This is a genomic window from Sorangium sp. So ce385 (genome assembly GCF_051474135.1).
GTDB lineage: Bacteria > Myxococcota_A > Polyangia > Polyangiales > Polyangiaceae > Sorangium > Sorangium cellulosum_D.
The window spans coordinates 3,654,336-3,672,460 of record NZ_CP150337.1 but is presented as its reverse complement, the minus strand read 5'-3'; the positions used below and the strand labels follow the sequence as shown (position 1 = coordinate 3,672,460).

Sequence of the window (18,125 nt, the reverse complement as noted above, 5' to 3'; positions counted from 1 at the left end):
CCTTCGCTATCCGGCGAGGCTCTCGTCGAGGGGGTCGTCGCTCCTGGCCCGCGACAGCCGGTGCTCGCGGTCGCGGCTCGGGGTCCGCGCGCGCCGGTTGTCCGGGTGCACCATCCGCCTCAAGGACGGGTCGTACGTGAAGAACGCATCGAAGAGGTTCAAGAACGCGTGCTTCTCCCGGACCAGCCGGGAGCACACCTCAGGGCCGAGATCGGCGGGCGCCCCGCCGCGCAGGATCTGGAGGTTGAGATCGGCGCCCGGGTTGGCCTCGTCGCGGCTGGGCGCGGGCGCGAAGTTCAGGAGCCACGAGGCGCGATCCACCGCGGAAGCGTTGGCGCGGCTCCCGTGCCATACGTAGTTGTGCAGGAACAGCGCGTCGCCGGCCCGCATCGTCACATCGATGGACCGCTCCGGCGCGTCGAACGGATCGACATAGAGGCACGCCCGCGTCTCATCGATGTCGACGAGGGGGATCCAGAGGTGCACGGAGCCCTTGTGGCGCCTGGACGCCTCGGAGAAGCCTTCCTTGCCGCCGTCGACGTCCCGGTGGCGCCGGGTGGCGTACGATGAGCCCGCGCGCACCACCATGACCTGCTCGTACTCGAGGAACACCTCGTCCCCGACGACGCTCCGCAGGAGCGGCCCCAGCTTCTCGGCCAGCGCCTGGAGCAGATAAGGCACCTGGAGCAGCACCTTCTCCAGGTTGATCTTGTCGCGGTAGGCCGCCCTGTCCTCCGCCCACACGTCGGCGATCAGGGGGTGCACGACGGCGCGCAGGGCGCTCACCACGTCCGCGGACAGGACGCCTCGGACCACGGCAAACCCGCGGCGCTCGAAGTGACGCTGGACCTCGGCCGTGTAAAAGGCGTTGTCGACGGCGCGGATCCCCTCCCACACGTCCACGGGCCCTCCCTGGTCGAGCGCGTGGGCGAAGTACCGCTCCGCCCTCTCGGTCCCGTCCGCGCCGCGCACCACGTACCGAAACGGCTCGCCGGGAGCCAGCTGGCCCGCGTCGACGGTGTAGAGATGCGGCAGATCGGGGTGCGGCTCGCAGCCGACCGACGTTCCCCCCTCGGAGCGAGCCAGGAGGCGCTCGCCGTGCTGCAGGTGCATCTCGATGAGCCGCTGGCGCCTTGGATTCATGGCCGTCCTGACGATGGCCTATACACCTCCATCGGCGGGCACATCAACCGACATCACGGCTCCACGCCCGGGCCCCGGGGGCGCGAGAGGCCTCGATGCCCTCCTCTGTCGACTCGGCTCACGGACCAGGAGAGAAACGCTCGGCCATCCACGCCTGCCACGAGGGCTCGGCGCGGGCGGCCGCGGCTTTGGCCTGGTCGCCGTACAGGTAGAGGCGGATCGGCAGGAAGATCTTGCCGGCCATGGGGAGCGCGAAGATGTGCGCGATGCCGGGCGCCGGCTCGTCGAGCCGCAGGAGCAGCTCCGGATGCTCGCTCGGCCCGGCGCGCTCGACCACGCCGGCGAGGGGCGGCGCGCCGGCGGAGGTGCTCACCCGCTGGCCCTCGGCGGCGCCCGCGAGCCCGAGCGAGCCGACCAGCGCGTCCCACGTCGCGGCGAGCGGCGCCGGGCCGGCGCCCATCGCCTGGAAGGCCGCGCTGGGCTCTCCGCGGAAATGGAGGAGATAGAGCCGCAGGATGCGGAAGAAGGCGACCCAGCCCTGCTCGTGCCCCTCGAACTGGTTGTCCCAGTCGTCGGTGCTCGCGAACCAGCTGTGCACCACGCGCACGACGCAGCTCCCGCCGGACCGCGCCTCGACGACCCACTCCGTGGCGACGGCCGGGCTGCCCGGCCCCATGTCCTCCGGGCTCTCCGCGGTGAACCGGCGCGGCGGATCCCAGGCCGTGATCTTCGACACCGAGTCCATGCTGTTGCCCGGGCCGAAGTGAGACACGGCGGCGCCGCCCTCGCGCTCCTCCACCTCGCTCGGCACGAACCACGACGAGATCCCGGGCCCGGTCGCGATGGCTCGCCACACCTCCTCGGGGCTGCCGGGGACCTCGACCTCCGCCTGGACGCTCCGGCGGCCGGACGCGTCTTTTTTCACTGGCATGTTGGCTCCTTTCGAAATGTCGCGATCCGGGAGCCGAGCTCCGCGACCGGCCGGCTCTCGACGAGCGCGATCGCCGCCGTGGCCGCGGCCGGATCTCGGACGACGTCAACGTCAGCCACGAGGTCAGGCTTAGCCTTGACAACTTTTCTTGTCAATGACCTCCGGGCCTTCCTCGGCCCGGCGGCCCCGCTGGCGGCGGGGCCGCGCGCCGCGGGTCACGCGCCGCCGGCCCCGGGGAAGAGCCCGGGCTCGATCTCCCGGTAGATCGCGGCGAGGCGCTGCGCCCAGGCCTCCACGCCGTCGTCGCTCAGCAGCCCGTCCTGGCGGATCTCGAGGAGCACGCACGGCAGGCCGCGGGCCTCGCCGTGCACGGGGATGCCGTAATCGCCCCCCTCGGTCACGCGGTACGGCTCGTTGTCGCCGACGCAGAGCCCGGGCTCGCGGCGCATCGCCTCGAGGAACGGCGCGGCGAGCCGCCGGTCGCGGCCGTAGAGGACGGCGGCGTGCCAGGGCCGGTCCTGGCCGAGCATCGACGGCGTGAAGCTGTGGACGCTGAGGATCGCCGTGCTCTTCGGGCGATCCCGCCGCTCGTCGAGGAGCGCGTCGATGGCGCGGTGGTAGGGCCAGAAGCAGGCGTCCGCGCGCGCCGCGGCCTCGGCGGCGTCGATGGCGTTGCCGGGGATGGGCACGCCGCAGCTGATCTCGGGGATGGAGGTCGGCGAGCCCAGCGGCCGGTTGCAGTCGATGACCAGGCGGGAGTAGCCGGAGAGCACGAGCGCCGCGTCGAGGAGGGCGGACAGGCGCCGCGCGAGGCGCGCCGCGCCGATGTCCCAGCCGGTGTGCTGGCAGAGCGCTTCCTTCTGCGCGCCCAGCGCGGCGAGGCTCCGCGGGACCGCGTTGGAGGCGTGATCGCAGAGCAGGACGGCGCTGGAGCGACCCTGGGGATTCACCACCTCGAACGCAGGCGGCTCGTCGGGCGCGAGGATGCGCAAGGCAGGCGGAGAGGAGCTCATGGCGTCTCGCCCGAGACATAGCAGACCCGAGCGCCGCCGCGCCGCGCGCGATCGGGAGCGAGCGCGCGCTCCGCGAGCGCGCCGCCCGCGATCAGGGCGGCGCCGTCATGCAGGCGCGCAGCGCGGCCTTGGCGCGGTGCAGGAGGACCGCGACGTGGCCGGCCGAGATGCCGAGCGCCCGCGCCACGTCCTCCCCCGGCTGCTCCTCGAGCATGCGCAGGGTCACCACCGCCTTCTGGATCTCGCAGAGCTCCTCGACGCACGCGCGGAGGCGCACGTGCTCCTCCGCGCGCGCGATCGCCTCGTCGGTCGCCGGGACCACCCCGGCGGCCTCCGGGTGCGCGTCGAGGTCCTCGTGCGGCCGGGCGCGGAAGTGCCGGCGGCGCCGGTTGCGCGCGGCGTTCCGCACCATGCCGGCGAGCACGCCGCCCCACGCGCCGGCGTCCTCCGGGAGCTCGCCCCGCTGCGCGAGGGTGAGCAGCGTGCAGAGGCCCTCCTGCACGCAGTCGACCGCATCCTCGGGCGTCACCCCCTCGGCGCGCGCCAGCGCGGCGAGCGCCGCACGCTCGACGCGCACAAGGTGCGACACGCGACCCAGGATGTCGTCCGCGTCCTTGATGGCTTCCATGGTCTACGGAGGTCAGGTCTCGAGCCGCGCCCACATTACACGGGCGCGCGCTGTAATGGATGCCCGCGTCGAGACCTGCCAAGGCATGGAGGCTCGCGCAATGTCCACGAATCCCGTCCACGAGATCAACGAGCTCGACTTCGACGCCGAGGTGCTGGAGGCCGGGGTGCCCGTCCTCGTCGAGTTCACCGCGGAGTGGTGCCCGCCGTGCCGCGCGCTCGCGCCGATCCTGCACAAGGTGGCGGAGGAGGGCGCAGGTCGCCTGAAGGTTGTGGCGGTGAACGGCGACCGGAGCCCGGCGCTCGCCCGCCGCTTCGGCATCCGCGGGCTCCCCACGGTCGTCGCGTTCGCCGGCGGCAAGGAGGTGGCGCGCCACGTGGGGCTGACCACGAAGGAGAAGCTCCTGAAGCTGGTCGAGGGGCGAGCGCTCTCCGCGGGGGCGCGGCGAGACCAGGCGCCCTCGCCGCTCTGAGGGCGTCTCGCCGGCGCTCCCCTGGCCTGCCGGCGGCGCGGCGGCTCGGCCCGATCCTACCGCGGCGACTCGGCCCGATCCTACCGCGGCGACTCGACCCGATCCTACCGCGGCGGCTCGGCCCGATGCTGCCGCGGCGGCTCGGCCCGCGATCCGGCTCGCTCCGGGGACCGCGCGGGCGGCGCGCCCCGCCCGCGTCTACCGCCGTTGCCGGTCGCCCTGTCGATGCGTACCGCGCTGCCCCTCGTTGCCCCGCTGCCCCTCGGCCGCGGGGAAGCTGACCCGGCGCGTCGTCTGCTCGGCTCCGGAGACCTCGAACGGCCCGACCGGCAGCGGCTCGCTGACCGGCTTTTCGTTCTCGTCGACGAGCGTGATCGTCCCGACGTAGTCATCGGCGGCGACCTGGACGCTCGTGTCGAACCGCTCGCACGGGACCACCTGCCTGGTGACGTGGTTGTTCTTCGTATTGATGAGCATCAGCTCGACCGCGCTCGCGCCGTACGCCTTGCACTGAGAGGCGTTGGTCTGGTCCTCGATCGCCCACTGGACGGTGACGAATCCCATCTTTTCAGGCTCTGTCTCTCCCGGCCGTGTCTCTCCAGGCTCCGTCCCGTCGCTCGTGTCGTGCATGCACGCGGCCATCATCGCTGCGCATGCGCATAGCCCTGCCACAGAGTAGATACTTCGCATTCCTCACCTCGCTGTGCTCGGCGCAGATCCCGGCGCCGCGCTCCGCGCCAGCAACGCGGGTGCCACGCGGATCTCGCGGCGCCGCGGCGGGCGCTCGTCCGCCGAGCGCGAGCCGCGGGTGTGCCTGCGCCGCCGCGCGCCGGGCCCACACCATCGGGCCGGCGAGCGCGGGGTTCGGCGGCGCGCACGCGCTGCGCGGTGGCGGGCGCGAGCACGGCAGTCGCCGGGCGAGCGCGCGAGCGGGCGCACAGGACGACCCTTCTGGGCCGGCGCCCGCCGCGCCGATCAGCGGAAGTCGTCGATGTTCATGTTGAATCGCCGGATCCACCGGTGCACCTGCGCGCGATCTCTCCCGAGCTCGCGCGCCACCGCGGCGACGTTGCCCCGCTGCTGCACCAGGAGCTCCCGCAGCACCTTCTCGTCCGGGGAGATCCTCGGCGGCAGCGTCGCCCTCGGCGCGTACGCCCCCTCGCCGGCCGGCATCGCCGCCTCATCCTCCGGGATCGGCGTGGCGCGGGCCTCGTCCGCGGGCGGCGGCTGCGACGCCGAGCTCCGGGCGCCGTAGCCCCGCATCGTGCGCCGGATCTCGTCGCTGAGGTCCTCGACGTCGAGCTCGGCGCCGCGATCCCTCGCGGCCCAGCGCTTGATGATCGCCTCGAGCTCCCGCACGTTGTAGGGAAAATCGTGGTGGAGCAGGCCCGCCATGAACGCCATGCTGGGCCGCGCCACGGGCCGACCGTGGCGCCTCGCGAGCGCGATGCACAGCGAGAAGATGTCCTCCTTGCGCTCGCGCAGGGGCGGCAGGGTGATGCGGAACTCGTTCAGGCGAGCGAACAGGTCGGCGCGGAAGGCGCCCGTCTGCTGGAGCGCGTCGAGGTCGCGGTGGGTGGCGGCGACGATCCGCACGTCGACCTGCTCGGGCTGCGACGCGCCGAGCGGCGTGATCTCCTTCGACTGGATCACCCGGAGGAGCTTCGCCTGGGCTTCGAGCGGCATATCCCCGATCTCGTCGAGCAGGAGCGTGCCCTGGTGGGCCGCGCGGAGGATGCCCACCCGGTCGCGGTCGGCGCCCGAGAAGGCGCCGCGCTGGTGTCCGAAGAGCTCCCCCTCGATGAGCGCGGCGGGGATCGCCGCGCAGTTGACGGCCTGGAGCGGCCCGCGCCTGCCGCTCCAGTCGTGGAGCTGCTCGGCGAAGATCTCCTTTCCGGTCCCGCTCTCGCCGAGGATCAGCACCGACAGCTCGCTGCGCGCGATCTCGCGCAGGCTCCCGGCGAGGCGCTGGCTCTGGTAGCCGCCGACGATCCGGCTCGTCGAGACGCGCGGCCGGGCCCCCGCCGGCGCGTCCGGATCGTCGAAGTAGGCGCCGTCGATGCGGTAGTGCGCGTAGCTCTCGGCGTCGCTCTCGACGAACTTGAAGATGGCGTCGCCGATCCGGATCTCGTCGAGGTGGGCGAGGACGGCCTCGGTGACGAACTCGCCGTTGTGCAGGGTGCCGTTGCGGCCGCCGAGATCGAGGAGCTGCCAGACGCCCCCGCGCCGCTCGATGCGGGCGTGGTGGCGCGACGCGGTGCGCGTCGGAATGTAGATGTCCGCGCTCGGGTCGCGGCCGAGGACCGAGCCTGGCTCGGAGACGCTGTATGCCGGGCGAAACTGCTCGTAATTGGGCGCATAGAGCAGCACGATGCCCGCCCCCGAGCTCACGCGCCCGGCGGTCGGCGCGCCAAGTCGCATCGATGCCGTGGTGCTCAACGTCGTTGTCAATGCGCTTCTGTCGCCGGACATCGTGTGGGCCATGCTACCAAACCTCCTCCGCGCGGCGCATGGGTTTGTTCTGCTCACACCAGCTCTCGTCGCGTCGGTTCCGTGCCTTCCGTGCGATACCGCGGCAGGTCTTCAAAATCGTCTGAGCTCCCTGGAACTGTCGGAGCTACCTGCAACCGTTTAATTCCACTGCAATTTTCTATATCCACTGCAATTGTAAGCGACATCCTGGAAGCCGGTTGCTTGCCACCAAGGTTTCGTGCTTTTTTCCAGTCCGTTTCCGCGCGGTATCGACCGTGGACGGAATTTGGAGAGAGTGGCGTTGTGAGCCTTGGTCGCGTTGCTGACCCTTCCCACCGCATGCTGTTTGCCGCTGCGGGTGCTGCATTGTTCATCCTCACGCTCGGCTTGCTCGACCCGCTGACCCGCGGCGCCGTGTCCTGGCCGGCCCTCATGCCGCCCTTCGGGGCGAGCACCGTCATCGTATTCTTCGCCCCCGAGACGCCCGCGAGCCGGCCGTGGAACATCCTCGTAGGCCACTTCGGCTCGGCGATGATGGCGCTGCTCGCGCTGCATGTGCTGCCCGGCTCGCCGCTTGCGGTTCAGGCGGCATGCGCGGTCGCGGCGGCGTCGCTCTGGATGGTGGCGACCAAGAGTCTTCATCCGCCGGGCGGTGCCACGGCGCTGCTCGGGGTCATCACAGGCGCAACCCCCTTCACCCTGCTGCCGCTGGCGCTCGGGTGCATCGCGCTCGTCTCCATCCGCTGGCTGATCGACCGCGCCGTGGTCCGCATGGCGCCTCGCGAGAGCGCGCTCGCAGGCCTCTCAGAGCCGGTTCCGGCCGTGCCCCAGAGCATGGGCGCGGGCCTCGGGGACCTGGAGTCGACGCTTCCCAGCTGACCTCCCCGATGCGCGCCCGGCGCGCGCAGCGTCGCGGCGGGGACGCCCGGCGTCCTTCTCGGCGTTCACTTTCCTTGATAAAGGCTCGCCCCCCGGGCCATCCAGGGAGGGCCGCGGGCGTCCCTGCCTCGGCCCCTCCGGATGACCCTCCAGCAGATTTTTGAAGAGAACGCGTCCTACGTGTGGCGCGTGCTGCGAAGGCTCGGCGTTCGCGACGCCGACGTCGAGGACGTCTGCCAAGAGGTGTTCCTCGTGGTCCACCGGAAGCTCGACACCTTCGATGGCAGCTCGGCGCTGCGCACGTGGCTCTACGGCATCTGCCTGCGGCTCGCGTCGGAGTACCGGCGGCGGCCGCACCGGCGGCGCGAGGAGGTGGCGGGCACCGTCCCCGAGCAGATCATGGCGGCGCCGCAGGACGAGACGCTCGACCGCCGCCGCGCGCTCGATCGGCTCGACGCGGCGCTCGATCAGCTCGACGACGACAAGCGCGCCGTGTTCGTCCTGTACGAGATCGAGCAGCTGCCGATGGCGGAGATCGCGCAGGCGGCGGGGTGTCCGCTGCAGACGGCGTACTCGCGGCTGCGCGCCGCGCGGGCGCAGATCGAGGCGACGATGCGCCGGCAGGAGCTCGGCGCGGCGCCGGCCGGGGCCGCGCGGATGACCGCGAGGAGCAGCGCATGAGCGACGAGCTTCCCAGGTTGATCGACGCGGACGACAGCCCGGACGCGCTCCGGCTCGGCCTCGAGGCCGCGCGGCGCGACGGGCCGGACGAGGCCCGGCTGGCGCGGCTCGCGGCGCGGCTCCCGCTCGGGGGGCCAGGCCCGTCGGGCGGCTCGGCCGCGCCGGCGGGCGGCCCGGCCGCGCCGGCGGGCGGCTCGGCCGCGCCGGCGGGCCTCGCGCCGGCGGCGGCCGCCGCGCCGCCGACGGCCCTCTCCGGCCTGGCGATCGGCGCGGCCGTGGGCGCCGTGCTCGTCGGGGCCGTGTGGCTCATGCCGTCGCGCTCGCAACGGCCGCCCGAGCCGCCCCGCGCCGCGGCGGTCGCGACCGCGCCGAAAGCGGCGCCCACCGCCGCCCCCGTCGCGGAAGCGCCGGCGGTCCCCGCAGACGCCCCCCCAGCGGCGCCGCCGGCGCGCGAGCCCGGTCCGGAGCCGCCGCGCCCTCCGGCGAGCGCGCCGGCGCCCCCGCGCTCGCCCGCCCCGGCGATCGACGCGAAGGTGGCGGGGGACCCGGCCCAGGCGGCGCTGCCCGACGCCGAGACGGAGACCAGCCTGCTGCAGCGCGCGCAGGACGCGCTCGGCGCGCGCCCTGCCGAGGCGCTCGCGCTCACCGACGTCCATCGCGCGCGCTTCCCGAGCGGCGCGCTCTCCCAGGAGCGCGAGGTGATCGCGATCGGCGCCCTGAAGGCGCTCGGCCGCGGCGGCGAGGCGCGCGCCCGCGCGGATCGCTTCGTCGCGGAGCACCCGAGCTCGGCCTACCGCCGCCGGATCGAGGTCCTCGTGCCGGAGCTGAGGAGCGACCCGCGATGACGGGGACGACGATTCCATAACGAGCGTCGGCAGCGGCGGCGACGGGGGCTACGCGGGCCGCCGATAGCGCCTGTCGCGGAGATCTCCTGTACCTCGGGGTCGGGGCGGCGAGCGCTCAAGGCTGTTCGTAGCCCTTCCTCTCCCGCCCGAGACCGACGGCGATTCACCCCCTCGACCTCCGCAGATCGGTTGTTCTGTCTCCCTCCCCTCGCTCCATGCAAGCCTTCTGGCGCGCATGCGATGGATGGCGCTCATCGCAGCGGCGGCCCTCCCTCTCGTCGCTGAACGGCGCTCTGACTTCAACCATCGCACCGTAAACAAGCAGCGCGAGCGAGCTCAATCGCGATTGGCCCCGGGGACACGAGCGCCGGCGCCGTGGGCGCGGCGCACGACGCGGACGACGCCGCAGCGGGCGCGAGCGCCGAGCTTTGCGGGCACGGAGGCGGCGCCGCGCCGGACCGGCCGGCGGGCCCGCCCGCAGAAGACGCTTGAAATCCGCGAGCAACCTGGACATGTTCGCCGCGGCTGGACGCGAGCGGCGCCCCGCAACGGCTGCGCCGGGCCGGAAAAATCGCGCCTGGGAAGGCATCACCGTTCATGCGCACGCCCGAGAACGCTCGCGAGAGCCGCCGAGAAGCGGCCTTGGGCGTCGTTTACGGCATCGCCGCCTACAGCGCGTGGGGCATCGTCCCCGTCTTCTGGAAGCAGCTCCGCCACGTCGGCGCGGTCGAGATCCTGGCCCACCGCACGGTGTGGAGCCTGATCGCGTTCGCGGCGCTCACGCTGGCCACGGGGCAGCGCCGCGCGCTCGGCGCGGCGCTCCGCGACCGGCGCGTCGTCAAGGCCATGGCGGCGACCGGCGCGCTCGTCTCGGCGAACTGGGTCCTCTTCATCTACGCCGTCTCGGTGGGGCGCGTGCTCGACGCGAGCCTCGGCTACTTCATCAACCCGCTGCTCAGCGTGCTGCTCGGCATGGTCTTCCTGCGCGAGCGGCCGCGCCCGGCGCAGTGGCTCGCGCTCGGCCTCGCCGCCGCGGGCGTCGTGCACCTCGCCGCGCGCGCCGGCTCGGTCCCCTGGATCGCGCTCGCCCTGGCCGGGACGTTCGGTGTCTACGGCCTGCTGCGGAAGGTCGTCGCCGTCAACGCGCTCCCGGGCTCCACCCTGGAGACCCTGTTCGTCGCCCCGCTCGGCGCGGCTTACCTGGCCACCCTCCACGCCCAGGGCGCCGGCGCCATGGGCCGCGTGGATCTCCGCACCGACCTCCTCCTCGCCGCCACCGGCATCATCACCGCGCTGCCGCTCGTCTGGTTCACCAACGCGGCGCGACGCTTGTCGCTCACCACCCTCGGCTTCCTCCAGTACCTCGCGCCCAGCGGTCAGTTCCTGCTGGCCGTGCTGGTCTATGGCGAGCCGTTCACGGCCACCCAGGCCGTGAGCTTCGCCTGCATCTGGACCGGGCTCACCGTGTTCAGCGCCGACGCCGCGCTGCGCGCGCGCCGCGCGTGATCTCGCGGCGCTGACCTGCCGGCCGATCGCGCGCTGATCCTGCCAGGCTCAGGCCAGCTGCGGCCGACCGAGACGCGCGCAGTCCGTACCGCGCGATCGCCGGCGAGTTCGCCCCGGTCGTGCGACTCGTGTTCTCGATCCGGTCCTCCGTGGGACAGCGCATTTTCCTGAGCCGCGCCGGGCGCCCGCGAACGACTCTGCTGGATGTCCTGTCACCCGCAGGCGGCGGGCGCTGCCCGCCTCCGGAGGAGCGATGTCGATGAGCTGGATCCCTTTTCACCCCGCCTTCTCGACCTTCAATCGCGCAGCCGTGACTGCAGGAGCGGCGCTCCTCGGCGTCGGCTGCATCGCCGAGCCGGACCTCGCCGGCGCCGAGGCTGTGAACGACACCGCGGAGAGCTTCGAGGCCTTCGCCGCGACGGTGTACAGCGAACCGGAGAGCGGCCTGTACATCGTCGACGGTGACACGCCCATCGAGGACGAGCTCGAGCTGCGCCGGTTCTTCGACCAGCACGTACGCGACGGGGCGCTCATCGTGCATCAGGTGAGCGGCGTCGACGCGAAATGGAACGACGTTGAGAAGCTGAACATCACCTACTGTGTCAGCACGAGCTTCAACGCCCATTACGACGCCGTGGTCGAGGCCATGACCGACGCAGCGGGCGCCTGGGAGCAGGCGGCGCAGGTCGACTTCGTGCACGTCAGCGCGGAGGACGCGCGCTGCAGGGCCAGCAACAACAACGTCGTGTTCGACGTCCGACCGGTCCGTTCCGGGAAGTACCTCGCCCGCTCGTTCTTTCCGAGCTTCTCGCGCGCCGATCGCAATGTCCTGATCGACGCGTCGTCGTTCGGCACGGCCCCGCCGCTCACGCTGGCGGGCATCCTGCGCCACGAGCTCGGCCACGCGCTGGGCTTCCGCCACGAGCACACGCGACCCGAGTCGGGCACGTGCTTCGAGGACAACAGCTGGCGCGCGCTCACGACGTACGACTCGAGCTCGGTCATGCATTATCCGAACTGCAACGGGACGAACACGTGGGAGCTCGCGCTGACCCAGAAGGACAAGGACGGCGCCGCGCTGCTCTACGGGCCCTGAGCAGGGACCAGCCTGCGCGGCGCGGGGCTAGGCGCCGGCTCCGGCGGAGAGCGCCCGCCGGACGCGATCGGCGATGTCCCGGCTCCGGGCGACGATCGTGACCTGGTTCGCGCTCGTCGGCGCGTAGCGCGTCCCGTCGAGGTGCTCGGCCACGCCGTTCGCTTCGCGGAGGATCAGGGCGCCAGGGGCGTGATCCCAGGGCAGCAGGCGATAGTAGACGCAGAAGTCCTTGTCGCCTCGCGCGACGCGCGTGTACTCGATGCAGGAGCAGCCCGCGTCGCTCGCCTCCTGCAGCCGGCCCCGCGCGCGCGCCTCCACGGTCGCGCGCAGCTCGCTCGGCATGTAGCGCGCATAGATGGTGCCCGCCGGCGCCCCCGCACCGGCCGCCGGCTCGGCGCTGAAGCGCGCGCCGTTCAGGAAGGCGCCCGCCCCCTGCTCCGCGAAGAACGTCTGTCGCCGCGCCGGCAGGTGGATCCAGGCCGCGCGCGCCTCCGAGGCCCTCACCAGCGCCGCCATGATCCCGAAGCGGTCGTTGCCCTCGACGAAGTTGCGCGTCCCGTCGAGCGGATCGACGATCCAGATCCAGCCGTCGCCGCCGAGCGCGTCGAGCGATCGAGGGTCCGCGTGAGCCGCCTCCTCGCCGACCACCGCCGACCCGGGCAGGAGCGCGCGCAGGCCCTCGGTCAGGCGCCGCTCCACCGCGAGATCCACGGTCGTCACGAGGTCGCCGGGGTCGGCGACCGTCGCCTTCGACGTGACGTCGCCCGGAGCGAGGCGCCGCCAGAACGGCAGCATGTGCTCGCACGCGACCTCCTCCAGGAAGGCGCCCACGCGGGCCAGATCGGGGATCGGCATCGCGGCAAGATACTTCCCCTGATATCGTCCGCTCCAGGCAAAGCGGCGCGAGGATCGCCTTGCGACGCCGGCGGCAGCGCTCCCTCTCCCACCCCGCGCGCGCGGGGCGAGCGCGCGGCGAGCGCCCGCCGCCACGACCCGAGGGCAGACGATGAGCTCCGAACCGACCGCACCGATCGCCGACCTCTCGCAGATCCCGGCGCAGATCGCCGGCCCCGCGGCCTGGTACGGCCCCGCGATGGCGCGGGGCGACGGCTGGATCGAGCACCTCACGCCCGCGGAGATCGAGGAGGTCGAGGCCGCCGTCCGCCGCTTCGGCGAGACGGGCGCCGATCCGGCGCAGATCCGCGGCGAGGACTTCCCGCTGCCGACGCTCGCCGCGCGCCTCCGCCGCGTGCTCGCCGAGGTGCTCGACGGCCGCGGCTTCGCCCTGCTCCGCGGGCTGCGCGGCCGCTGGCTCGACCGCGGCGGCCGCGACGACCTGCGCGCGGCCGCGATCGCGTTCCTCGGCATCGGCAGCCACCTCGGGAGCGCGCGCTCGCAGAACGCGCGCGGGCACGTCCTCGGTCACGTGAAGGACCTCGGCCTGTCGAGCCAGGACCCGAGCGTGCGCGTCTACCAGACGCGCGAGCGGCAGACGTTCCACACCGACTCGTGCGACGTCGTGGCGCTGCTCTGCCTCCGGACCGCGCGCGCGGGCGGGCTCTCGGCGCTGGTCAGCTCGGTCACGCTGTACAACGAGATGCGGCGCGCGCGCCCGGACCTCGTGGAGGCGCTGTTCGCGCCGATCGAGACCGACCGCCGCGGCGAGGTGCCCGCGGGCGAGAGGCCGTATTTCCGTATCCCCGTGCTCAACTGGCACGCCGGGCTCCTGTCCGCGATCTACCAGCGACAGTACATCGAGTCGGCGCGCCGCTTTCCCGACGTCCCGCCGCTCACGGCGCGTCAGGTCGAGGCGCTCGACCTGTTCGACGCGCTCGCCGACGACCCTGCGCTCCACATGACCATGGAGCTCCGCCCGGGCGACATCCAGCTCGTGCACAACCACACGCTGCTGCACGATCGCACGGCGTTCGAGGACTGGCCGGAGCCGGATCGCAAGCGGCACCTGCTGCGCCTGTGGCTCGCTCCGCCCGGGGCGCGGCCGCTGCCGCCGGTGTTCCGCGAGCGCTTCGGCTCGCTCACCCCCGGCGACCGCGGGGGCATCGTGGTGCCGGGCGCGCGCCTCCACGCCCCGCTCGATCCGGCGTGAGCGCCGGGGTCACGGGCGCGGGCGCCAGCGAGCCCTCACGGCAGCCTGTCCGGATCCTGCGCGGACCGCCTCGCCTCTCGGCTCGCCGGCGCTCCGCGGGGCAGCTCACCGACGCGTGCGCGCGCTGCTCGCTCAGGGCGCTGCGCTCCGCGAGGCAGCTCACCGACGCGTGCGCGCGCTGCCTGCTCAGGGCGCCTGCGCTCCGCGAGGCAGCTCACCGACGCGTGCGCACGCCGCGCCCACACGGCGCCGGCATGCGCCTCGCAGCCCGCGTCCCCATGGCTCCCTTGCCTCCGGCCCGAGCGGCAGAGGAATGCTCCGGCGGCGATCCCGGGCCCGCGCCGGTCGGCGGGGCGCTCGTCCCGGCCGCTCCGCCCGCCGCCCTGAACGCGCCCGCCGCCCGCCGCGCGCGGTGGAGGGCGCTGCTCCACGCGGCGCTCGCGGCCTTCGGCCTGGCCGCCCTGGCCGCGCTCATCCGCCACGTCGGCGCGGCGGAGATGCTCGCCGCGGTGATCCGGGCCGCGCCGTTCTTGCCTCTCCTGGTCGCGCTGGAGGCGGCGCGCGTCGGCTGCGAGGCGCTCGCGACCGGCGTGCTCTGCGCCCCGCGGCGGGTCCCGGCCGCCGAGCTCCTTCGCATCCACGCGGTCACCTACCCGGTCATGGCGCTGATGCCGGCCGGCCGCGCCGCGGGCGAGGCGGTCAAGGCCGCGCTGCTCTCGCCCCACGTCGGCGCCCCGCGCGCGGCGGCGATCGCCACGGCGAACCAGTCGCTCGCGCTCCTGGGCGCGGCCCCGCTGTCGCTCCTCGCGGCCGCGGCGCTCTTCTGGATCGGCGGCGGCGCCTCCCCGTTCGCCCTCGGCGTGCTCGCGCACGCCGCGCTCCTGGTCGCGAGCGGCCTCGGCGTCGCCTTCGCGGCGCGGCAGCGCGCCGCCTCGGCGTGGATCACCCGGCGGTTCGCCCGCGCCGGACAGCTCACCGAGGCCTTCCAGGAGGCGGTCCGCGAGCGCCCGCCCGTCCCGGCGTGGCCGTTCGCCGCCTGCGTCGCGGGCCGCGCGCTCCAGGCGGCGCAGTACGCGGTGCTCCTCGCCGCCGTCGGCGCCGAGAGCGGCCCTCTCCGCGCGCTCGCCGCCTACGGCGTGGGCGCGGCGGGCACGGCGGCCGGCGACCTCATCCCGGGTCAGATCGGCGCCACCGACGGCGCCTTCACGCTCGCCGCCCCGCTGCTCGGGCTGACCGCGAGCTCCGCCATCGCGGTCTCGCTGCTGGTGCACCTGCTCCAGGCGGCCTTCGCGCTCGGGGGGATCGCCGCCACGCTCGCGTGGCGGCGCAGCCCTCCGGCGCGGTGAGCCGGTACCCCAACCTGGGTCGGTTCCCCAACCTGGGTCGGTCCCCCAAACCTGGGTCGGTTCCCCAACCTGGGTCGGTCCCCCAAACCTGGGTCGGTTCCCCAACCTGGGTCGGTCCCCCAACCTGGGTCGGTCCCCCAACCTGGGTCGGTCCCCCAACCTGGGTCGGCTCCCCACCCCGGCCGCCGGCCGCGCGGGACGGCTCCCTCGCCCAGCCGTCCGCCTCCCTCGCCCCGCCATCCGCCCCCCTCGCCCCTCGGCCGGCCGCCCGGCAGCCCGCCTCCCTCCCGCGCCTCCCGGCGGGGCGACGCTCGCAACCGCGCCAGATCGCTGGCCACCGTCCGGGGGTTCGTCCTAGGGTGTGCACGTCATGACGGAAAAGACCGGCGGCCCTGGACGGGACGTGCTCACCCAGAAGGAGGCCGAGGAGCGCGCCGCGCGCATCGGCAACGCGCGCTACGAGCTCTCCCTCGACCTGTCGCGCGGCGACGACGGCTACCGCGGCGAGGCGATCGCGTACTTCGACGTCCGCGGGAGCGGCGACACCTTCATCGACTTCCGCGGCCGGCGCATCGAGCGGCTCGAGATCAACGGCGTCCCGGTCGAGCCCGAGTGGTCCGACTGCCGCATCCGCCTCCCGGGCAAGCTGCTCGACCCGGAGACGCGCGTGCGCGTCGTCTACGAGAACGACTACGACCACACCGGCGACGGCTTCCACCACTTCCGCGACCCGGAGGACGGCGAGGACTACCTCTACTCGGACCTCGAGCCGTTCAGCGCCCACCGCCTGTTCCCCTGCTTCGACCAGCCGGACATCAAGGCGAGCTACCGGCTCTCCGTCACCGCGCCCGAGGACTGGGAGGTCATCGGCAACGCCCGCATCCGCCGCACCTTCGACGCAGGCCCAGGGCGCTCGACGCGCGTGTTCGAGGAGACGACCCGGTTCAGCACCTACATCTTCGCGCTGATCGCCGGCCCCTACAGCGGCGTCCGCGACGAGCACCGCGGCATCCCGCTCGGGCTCTACTGCCGCAGATCGCTCGCGAAGCACCTCGACCCGGACGAGCTCTTCACGATCACCAAGCAGGGCTTCGACTTCTACCCCGAGTTCTTCGACTACCCGTACCCCTTCACCAAGTACGATCAGGTCTTCGTCCCGGAGTTCAACGCCGGCGCCATGGAGAACGCCGGCGCCGTGACCCACAGCGAGCGGATGATCTTCCGGGACCCGCCGACCGACCACCAGCGCCTCACGCGCGCGGAGGTCTTCCTCCACGAGATGGCCCACATGTGGTTCGGCAACCTCGTGACCATGCGGTGGTGGAACGATCTCTGGCTCAACGAGAGCTTCGCCACGTACATGGCCTTCCTCGCCATGGAGCAGGCGACCCGCTTCCAGCCGGCCGTGTGGAAGGCGTTCAACGTCATGAAGAGCTGGGCCTACCGCCAGGACCAGCTCGTGACGACGCACCCCATCGCCGGCGAGCTCGCGGACACCGAGCACACGTTCCTGAACTTCGACGGCATCACCTACGGCAAGGGCGCGGCCGCGATGAAGCAGCTCGTCGCCGCGATCGGCCTGCCCGCCTTCCGCGACGGGATGCGCCGGTACTTCAAGCGCTACCAGTACGGCAACGCGACGCTGCGCGAGTTCCTGTCCGCGCTCGAGGAGGGCTCCGGCCGCGACCTCGGCGCCTGGTCGCGCGTCTGGCTGGAGCAGGCGTCGCTCAACACGCTGACCGCCGAGTGGGAGCCCGACGGCGACCGCATCGGCCGGCTCCGCGTGCTGCAGACGGCCCCCGAGGACTACCCGACCCTCCGGCCGCACCGCATCGACGTGGCGCTCGCGCGCGAGGAGGACGGCGCGCTCGTCGTCGACGCGGTGCCCGCCGAGATCGACGGCGCGGCCACCGAGGTCGCCGCGGCGCGGGGGCAGCGCGCGCCGCTCTTCGTGTTCCCGAACCACAACGACCTCACGTTCGCGAAGATCGCGCTCGACCCGGGCTCGCTCGCGTTCGTGCGCGAGCACATGGGCCGCGTCGAGGATCCGCTCCTGCGCCAGCTGCTCTGGTCGTCGCTCTGGAGCATGGTGCGCGACCAGAAGCTCGCCTCCCCCGCGTACCTCGCGCTGGTCAGGGACAAGCTGCCCGCCGAGCCGGACCTCTCGCTCGTCGAGCCCGTGCTCTCGAACGCGGTGACGGCCCTCGCGCGCTACGTGCCCGAGCAAATGCGCGAGGTCGAGGCGAGCGCGTTCACCGGCCTCGCCCTCGCGGCGCTCCGGGCGGCCCCCCGCGGCGACGCGCAGATCGTGTGGGCGCGGGCGCTCCTCAACGCGGCCTACGCCGCGCCGGATCTCGCCCTGGCCGCGCGCCTCGTGGACGGCGAGATCGAGGTGGAGGGGCTCGAGATCGACCAGGAGATGCGCTGGACCGTCGCCGTGAAGTGGATCGCGCGCGGCATGGCGGGCGCGGACGCGCGGCTCGCGGCCGAGCGCGAGCGCGACCCGTCCGATCGCGGCCAGCGCGCGGCGCTGCGCGCCGAGACGGCGCGCCCGGATCCGGCGGCGAAGGCCGCGGCGTGGGAGCGCTTCCACGAGGGCGGGTACGGCTCGCTGCACCTGACGAGCGCGGCCATGTCGGGCTTCAACTGGTCGTTCCAGCGCGCGCTGCTCGAGCCGTACGCGCAGGGGTTCTTCGAGCGGGTGCAGCAGGTCTTCGAGACGCGGACGCACGAGCTCGCGTCCGCGTATTTCACCCACCTGTTCCCGTCGTACCGCGTCGACCGGGACCTGCTCGCCGCCGCCGAGGCGCGGCTCGCGGCGCTCCAGCGGGCCCCGGACGGCGCGACGCCGGCGGCGCCGCGGCTGCCGATGCTGGTCCGGATGCTGCGCGAGGCGATCGACGACCTCGCGCGGGCGATCGGCTGCCGGGAGCTCGCGGCGGCGAGCGCGCCCCAGAGCGCCCGCGCGGGGAGCGGCGGCGCCCCGCGCTGAGCGGGCGGCCGGGA

At 73.5% G+C, this 18,125-nt stretch carries 16 protein-coding genes; 9 read left to right on the top strand and 7 right to left on the bottom strand.

Annotated elements, in window-relative coordinates; genetic code table 11:
• Positions 1 to 6 precede the first annotated feature (6 nt).
• The 4 genes from WME83_RS13740 to WME83_RS13725 all read right to left on the bottom strand — a co-directional run bounded on the left by WME83_RS13740 (position 7) and on the right by WME83_RS13725 (position 3,715).
• A complete protein-coding gene (locus WME83_RS13740) occupies positions 7 to 1,143 on the bottom strand; it encodes a phytanoyl-CoA dioxygenase family protein (protein WP_437319731.1) in 1,137 nt (378 codons plus the stop codon).
• 118 nt (positions 1,144 to 1,261) lie between these two features.
• Positions 1,262 to 2,074, bottom strand: a complete 813-nt coding sequence (locus WME83_RS13735; protein ID WP_437319730.1) for an SRPBCC family protein — start codon at positions 2,072 to 2,074, stop codon at positions 1,262 to 1,264.
• Positions 2,075 to 2,289: 215 nt separating this feature from the next.
• Positions 2,290 to 3,087: an N-formylglutamate amidohydrolase gene (locus WME83_RS13730; RefSeq protein WP_437319729.1), complete on the bottom strand. Its 798-nt coding sequence runs from the start codon at positions 3,085 to 3,087 to the stop codon at positions 2,290 to 2,292.
• A gap of 91 nt (positions 3,088 to 3,178) precedes the next feature.
• A complete protein-coding gene (locus WME83_RS13725) occupies positions 3,179 to 3,715 on the bottom strand; it encodes an RNA polymerase sigma factor (protein WP_129574713.1) in 537 nt (178 codons plus the stop codon).
• Positions 3,716 to 3,815: 100 nt separating this feature from the next.
• Between WME83_RS13725 and WME83_RS13720 the strand changes: the two genes are divergently transcribed.
• A complete protein-coding gene (locus tag WME83_RS13720; RefSeq protein ID WP_437319728.1) occupies positions 3,816 to 4,187 on the top strand; it encodes a thioredoxin family protein in 372 nt (123 codons plus the stop codon).
• A gap of 198 nt (positions 4,188 to 4,385) precedes the next feature.
• Here WME83_RS13720 and WME83_RS13715 read toward each other — a convergent pair whose 3' ends face one another.
• Positions 4,386 to 4,751, bottom strand: coding sequence for a hypothetical protein (locus WME83_RS13715; protein ID WP_437319727.1), 366 nt, complete (start codon positions 4,749 to 4,751; stop codon positions 4,386 to 4,388).
• 411 nt (positions 4,752 to 5,162) lie between these two features.
• A complete protein-coding gene (locus WME83_RS13710; protein ID WP_437319726.1) occupies positions 5,163 to 6,608 on the bottom strand; it encodes a sigma 54-interacting transcriptional regulator in 1,446 nt (481 codons plus the stop codon).
• Positions 6,609 to 6,998: 390 nt separating this feature from the next.
• Between WME83_RS13710 and WME83_RS13705 the strand changes: the two genes are divergently transcribed.
• From WME83_RS13705 to WME83_RS13685, 5 genes are all read left to right on the top strand, one after another.
• Positions 6,999 to 7,538 carry an HPP family protein gene (locus WME83_RS13705; RefSeq protein ID WP_437319725.1) on the top strand — a complete coding sequence of 180 codons (540 nt, stop codon included), beginning with the start codon at positions 6,999 to 7,001 and terminating at the stop codon, positions 7,536 to 7,538.
• A gap of 141 nt (positions 7,539 to 7,679) precedes the next feature.
• Positions 7,680 to 8,219, top strand: a complete 540-nt coding sequence (locus WME83_RS13700; protein ID WP_437319724.1) for an RNA polymerase sigma factor — start codon at positions 7,680 to 7,682, stop codon at positions 8,217 to 8,219.
• Entirely contained in the window at positions 8,216 to 9,064 is an 849-nt protein-coding gene (locus tag WME83_RS13695) for a hypothetical protein (protein ID WP_437319723.1), read from the top strand. The genes WME83_RS13700 and WME83_RS13695 overlap by 4 nt, the downstream gene beginning before the upstream one ends.
• 642 nt (positions 9,065 to 9,706) lie before the next feature.
• Entirely contained in the window at positions 9,707 to 10,570 is an 864-nt protein-coding gene (rarD, locus tag WME83_RS13690; RefSeq protein WP_437319722.1) for an EamA family transporter RarD, read from the top strand.
• Positions 10,571 to 10,829: 259 nt separating this feature from the next.
• Entirely contained in the window at positions 10,830 to 11,666 is an 837-nt protein-coding gene (locus tag WME83_RS13685) for a matrixin family metalloprotease (protein ID WP_437319721.1), read from the top strand.
• Between the two features lie 27 nt (positions 11,667 to 11,693).
• On the opposite strand, the gene WME83_RS13680 is transcribed toward WME83_RS13685, so the two are convergent.
• Positions 11,694 to 12,521, bottom strand: a complete 828-nt coding sequence (locus WME83_RS13680) for an inositol monophosphatase family protein (RefSeq protein WP_437319720.1) — start codon at positions 12,519 to 12,521, stop codon at positions 11,694 to 11,696.
• Positions 12,522 to 12,672: 151 nt separating this feature from the next.
• Between WME83_RS13680 and WME83_RS13675 the strand changes: the two genes are divergently transcribed.
• The 3 genes from WME83_RS13675 (at position 12,673) to pepN (ending at position 18,111) form a co-directional block, all read left to right on the top strand.
• Positions 12,673 to 13,773, top strand: coding sequence for a TauD/TfdA family dioxygenase (locus tag WME83_RS13675; RefSeq protein ID WP_437319719.1), 1,101 nt, complete (start codon positions 12,673 to 12,675; stop codon positions 13,771 to 13,773).
• Positions 13,774 to 14,051: 278 nt separating this feature from the next.
• A complete protein-coding gene (locus WME83_RS13670) occupies positions 14,052 to 15,119 on the top strand; it encodes a lysylphosphatidylglycerol synthase domain-containing protein (protein ID WP_437319718.1) in 1,068 nt (355 codons plus the stop codon).
• A 370-nt stretch (positions 15,120 to 15,489) separates the two neighbouring features.
• Positions 15,490 to 18,111 (top strand): aminopeptidase N, encoded by a 2,622-nt coding sequence (gene pepN / locus WME83_RS13665; RefSeq protein ID WP_437319717.1) that lies wholly within the window; start codon positions 15,490 to 15,492, stop codon positions 18,109 to 18,111.
• Positions 18,112 to 18,125: the final 14 nt, after the last annotated feature.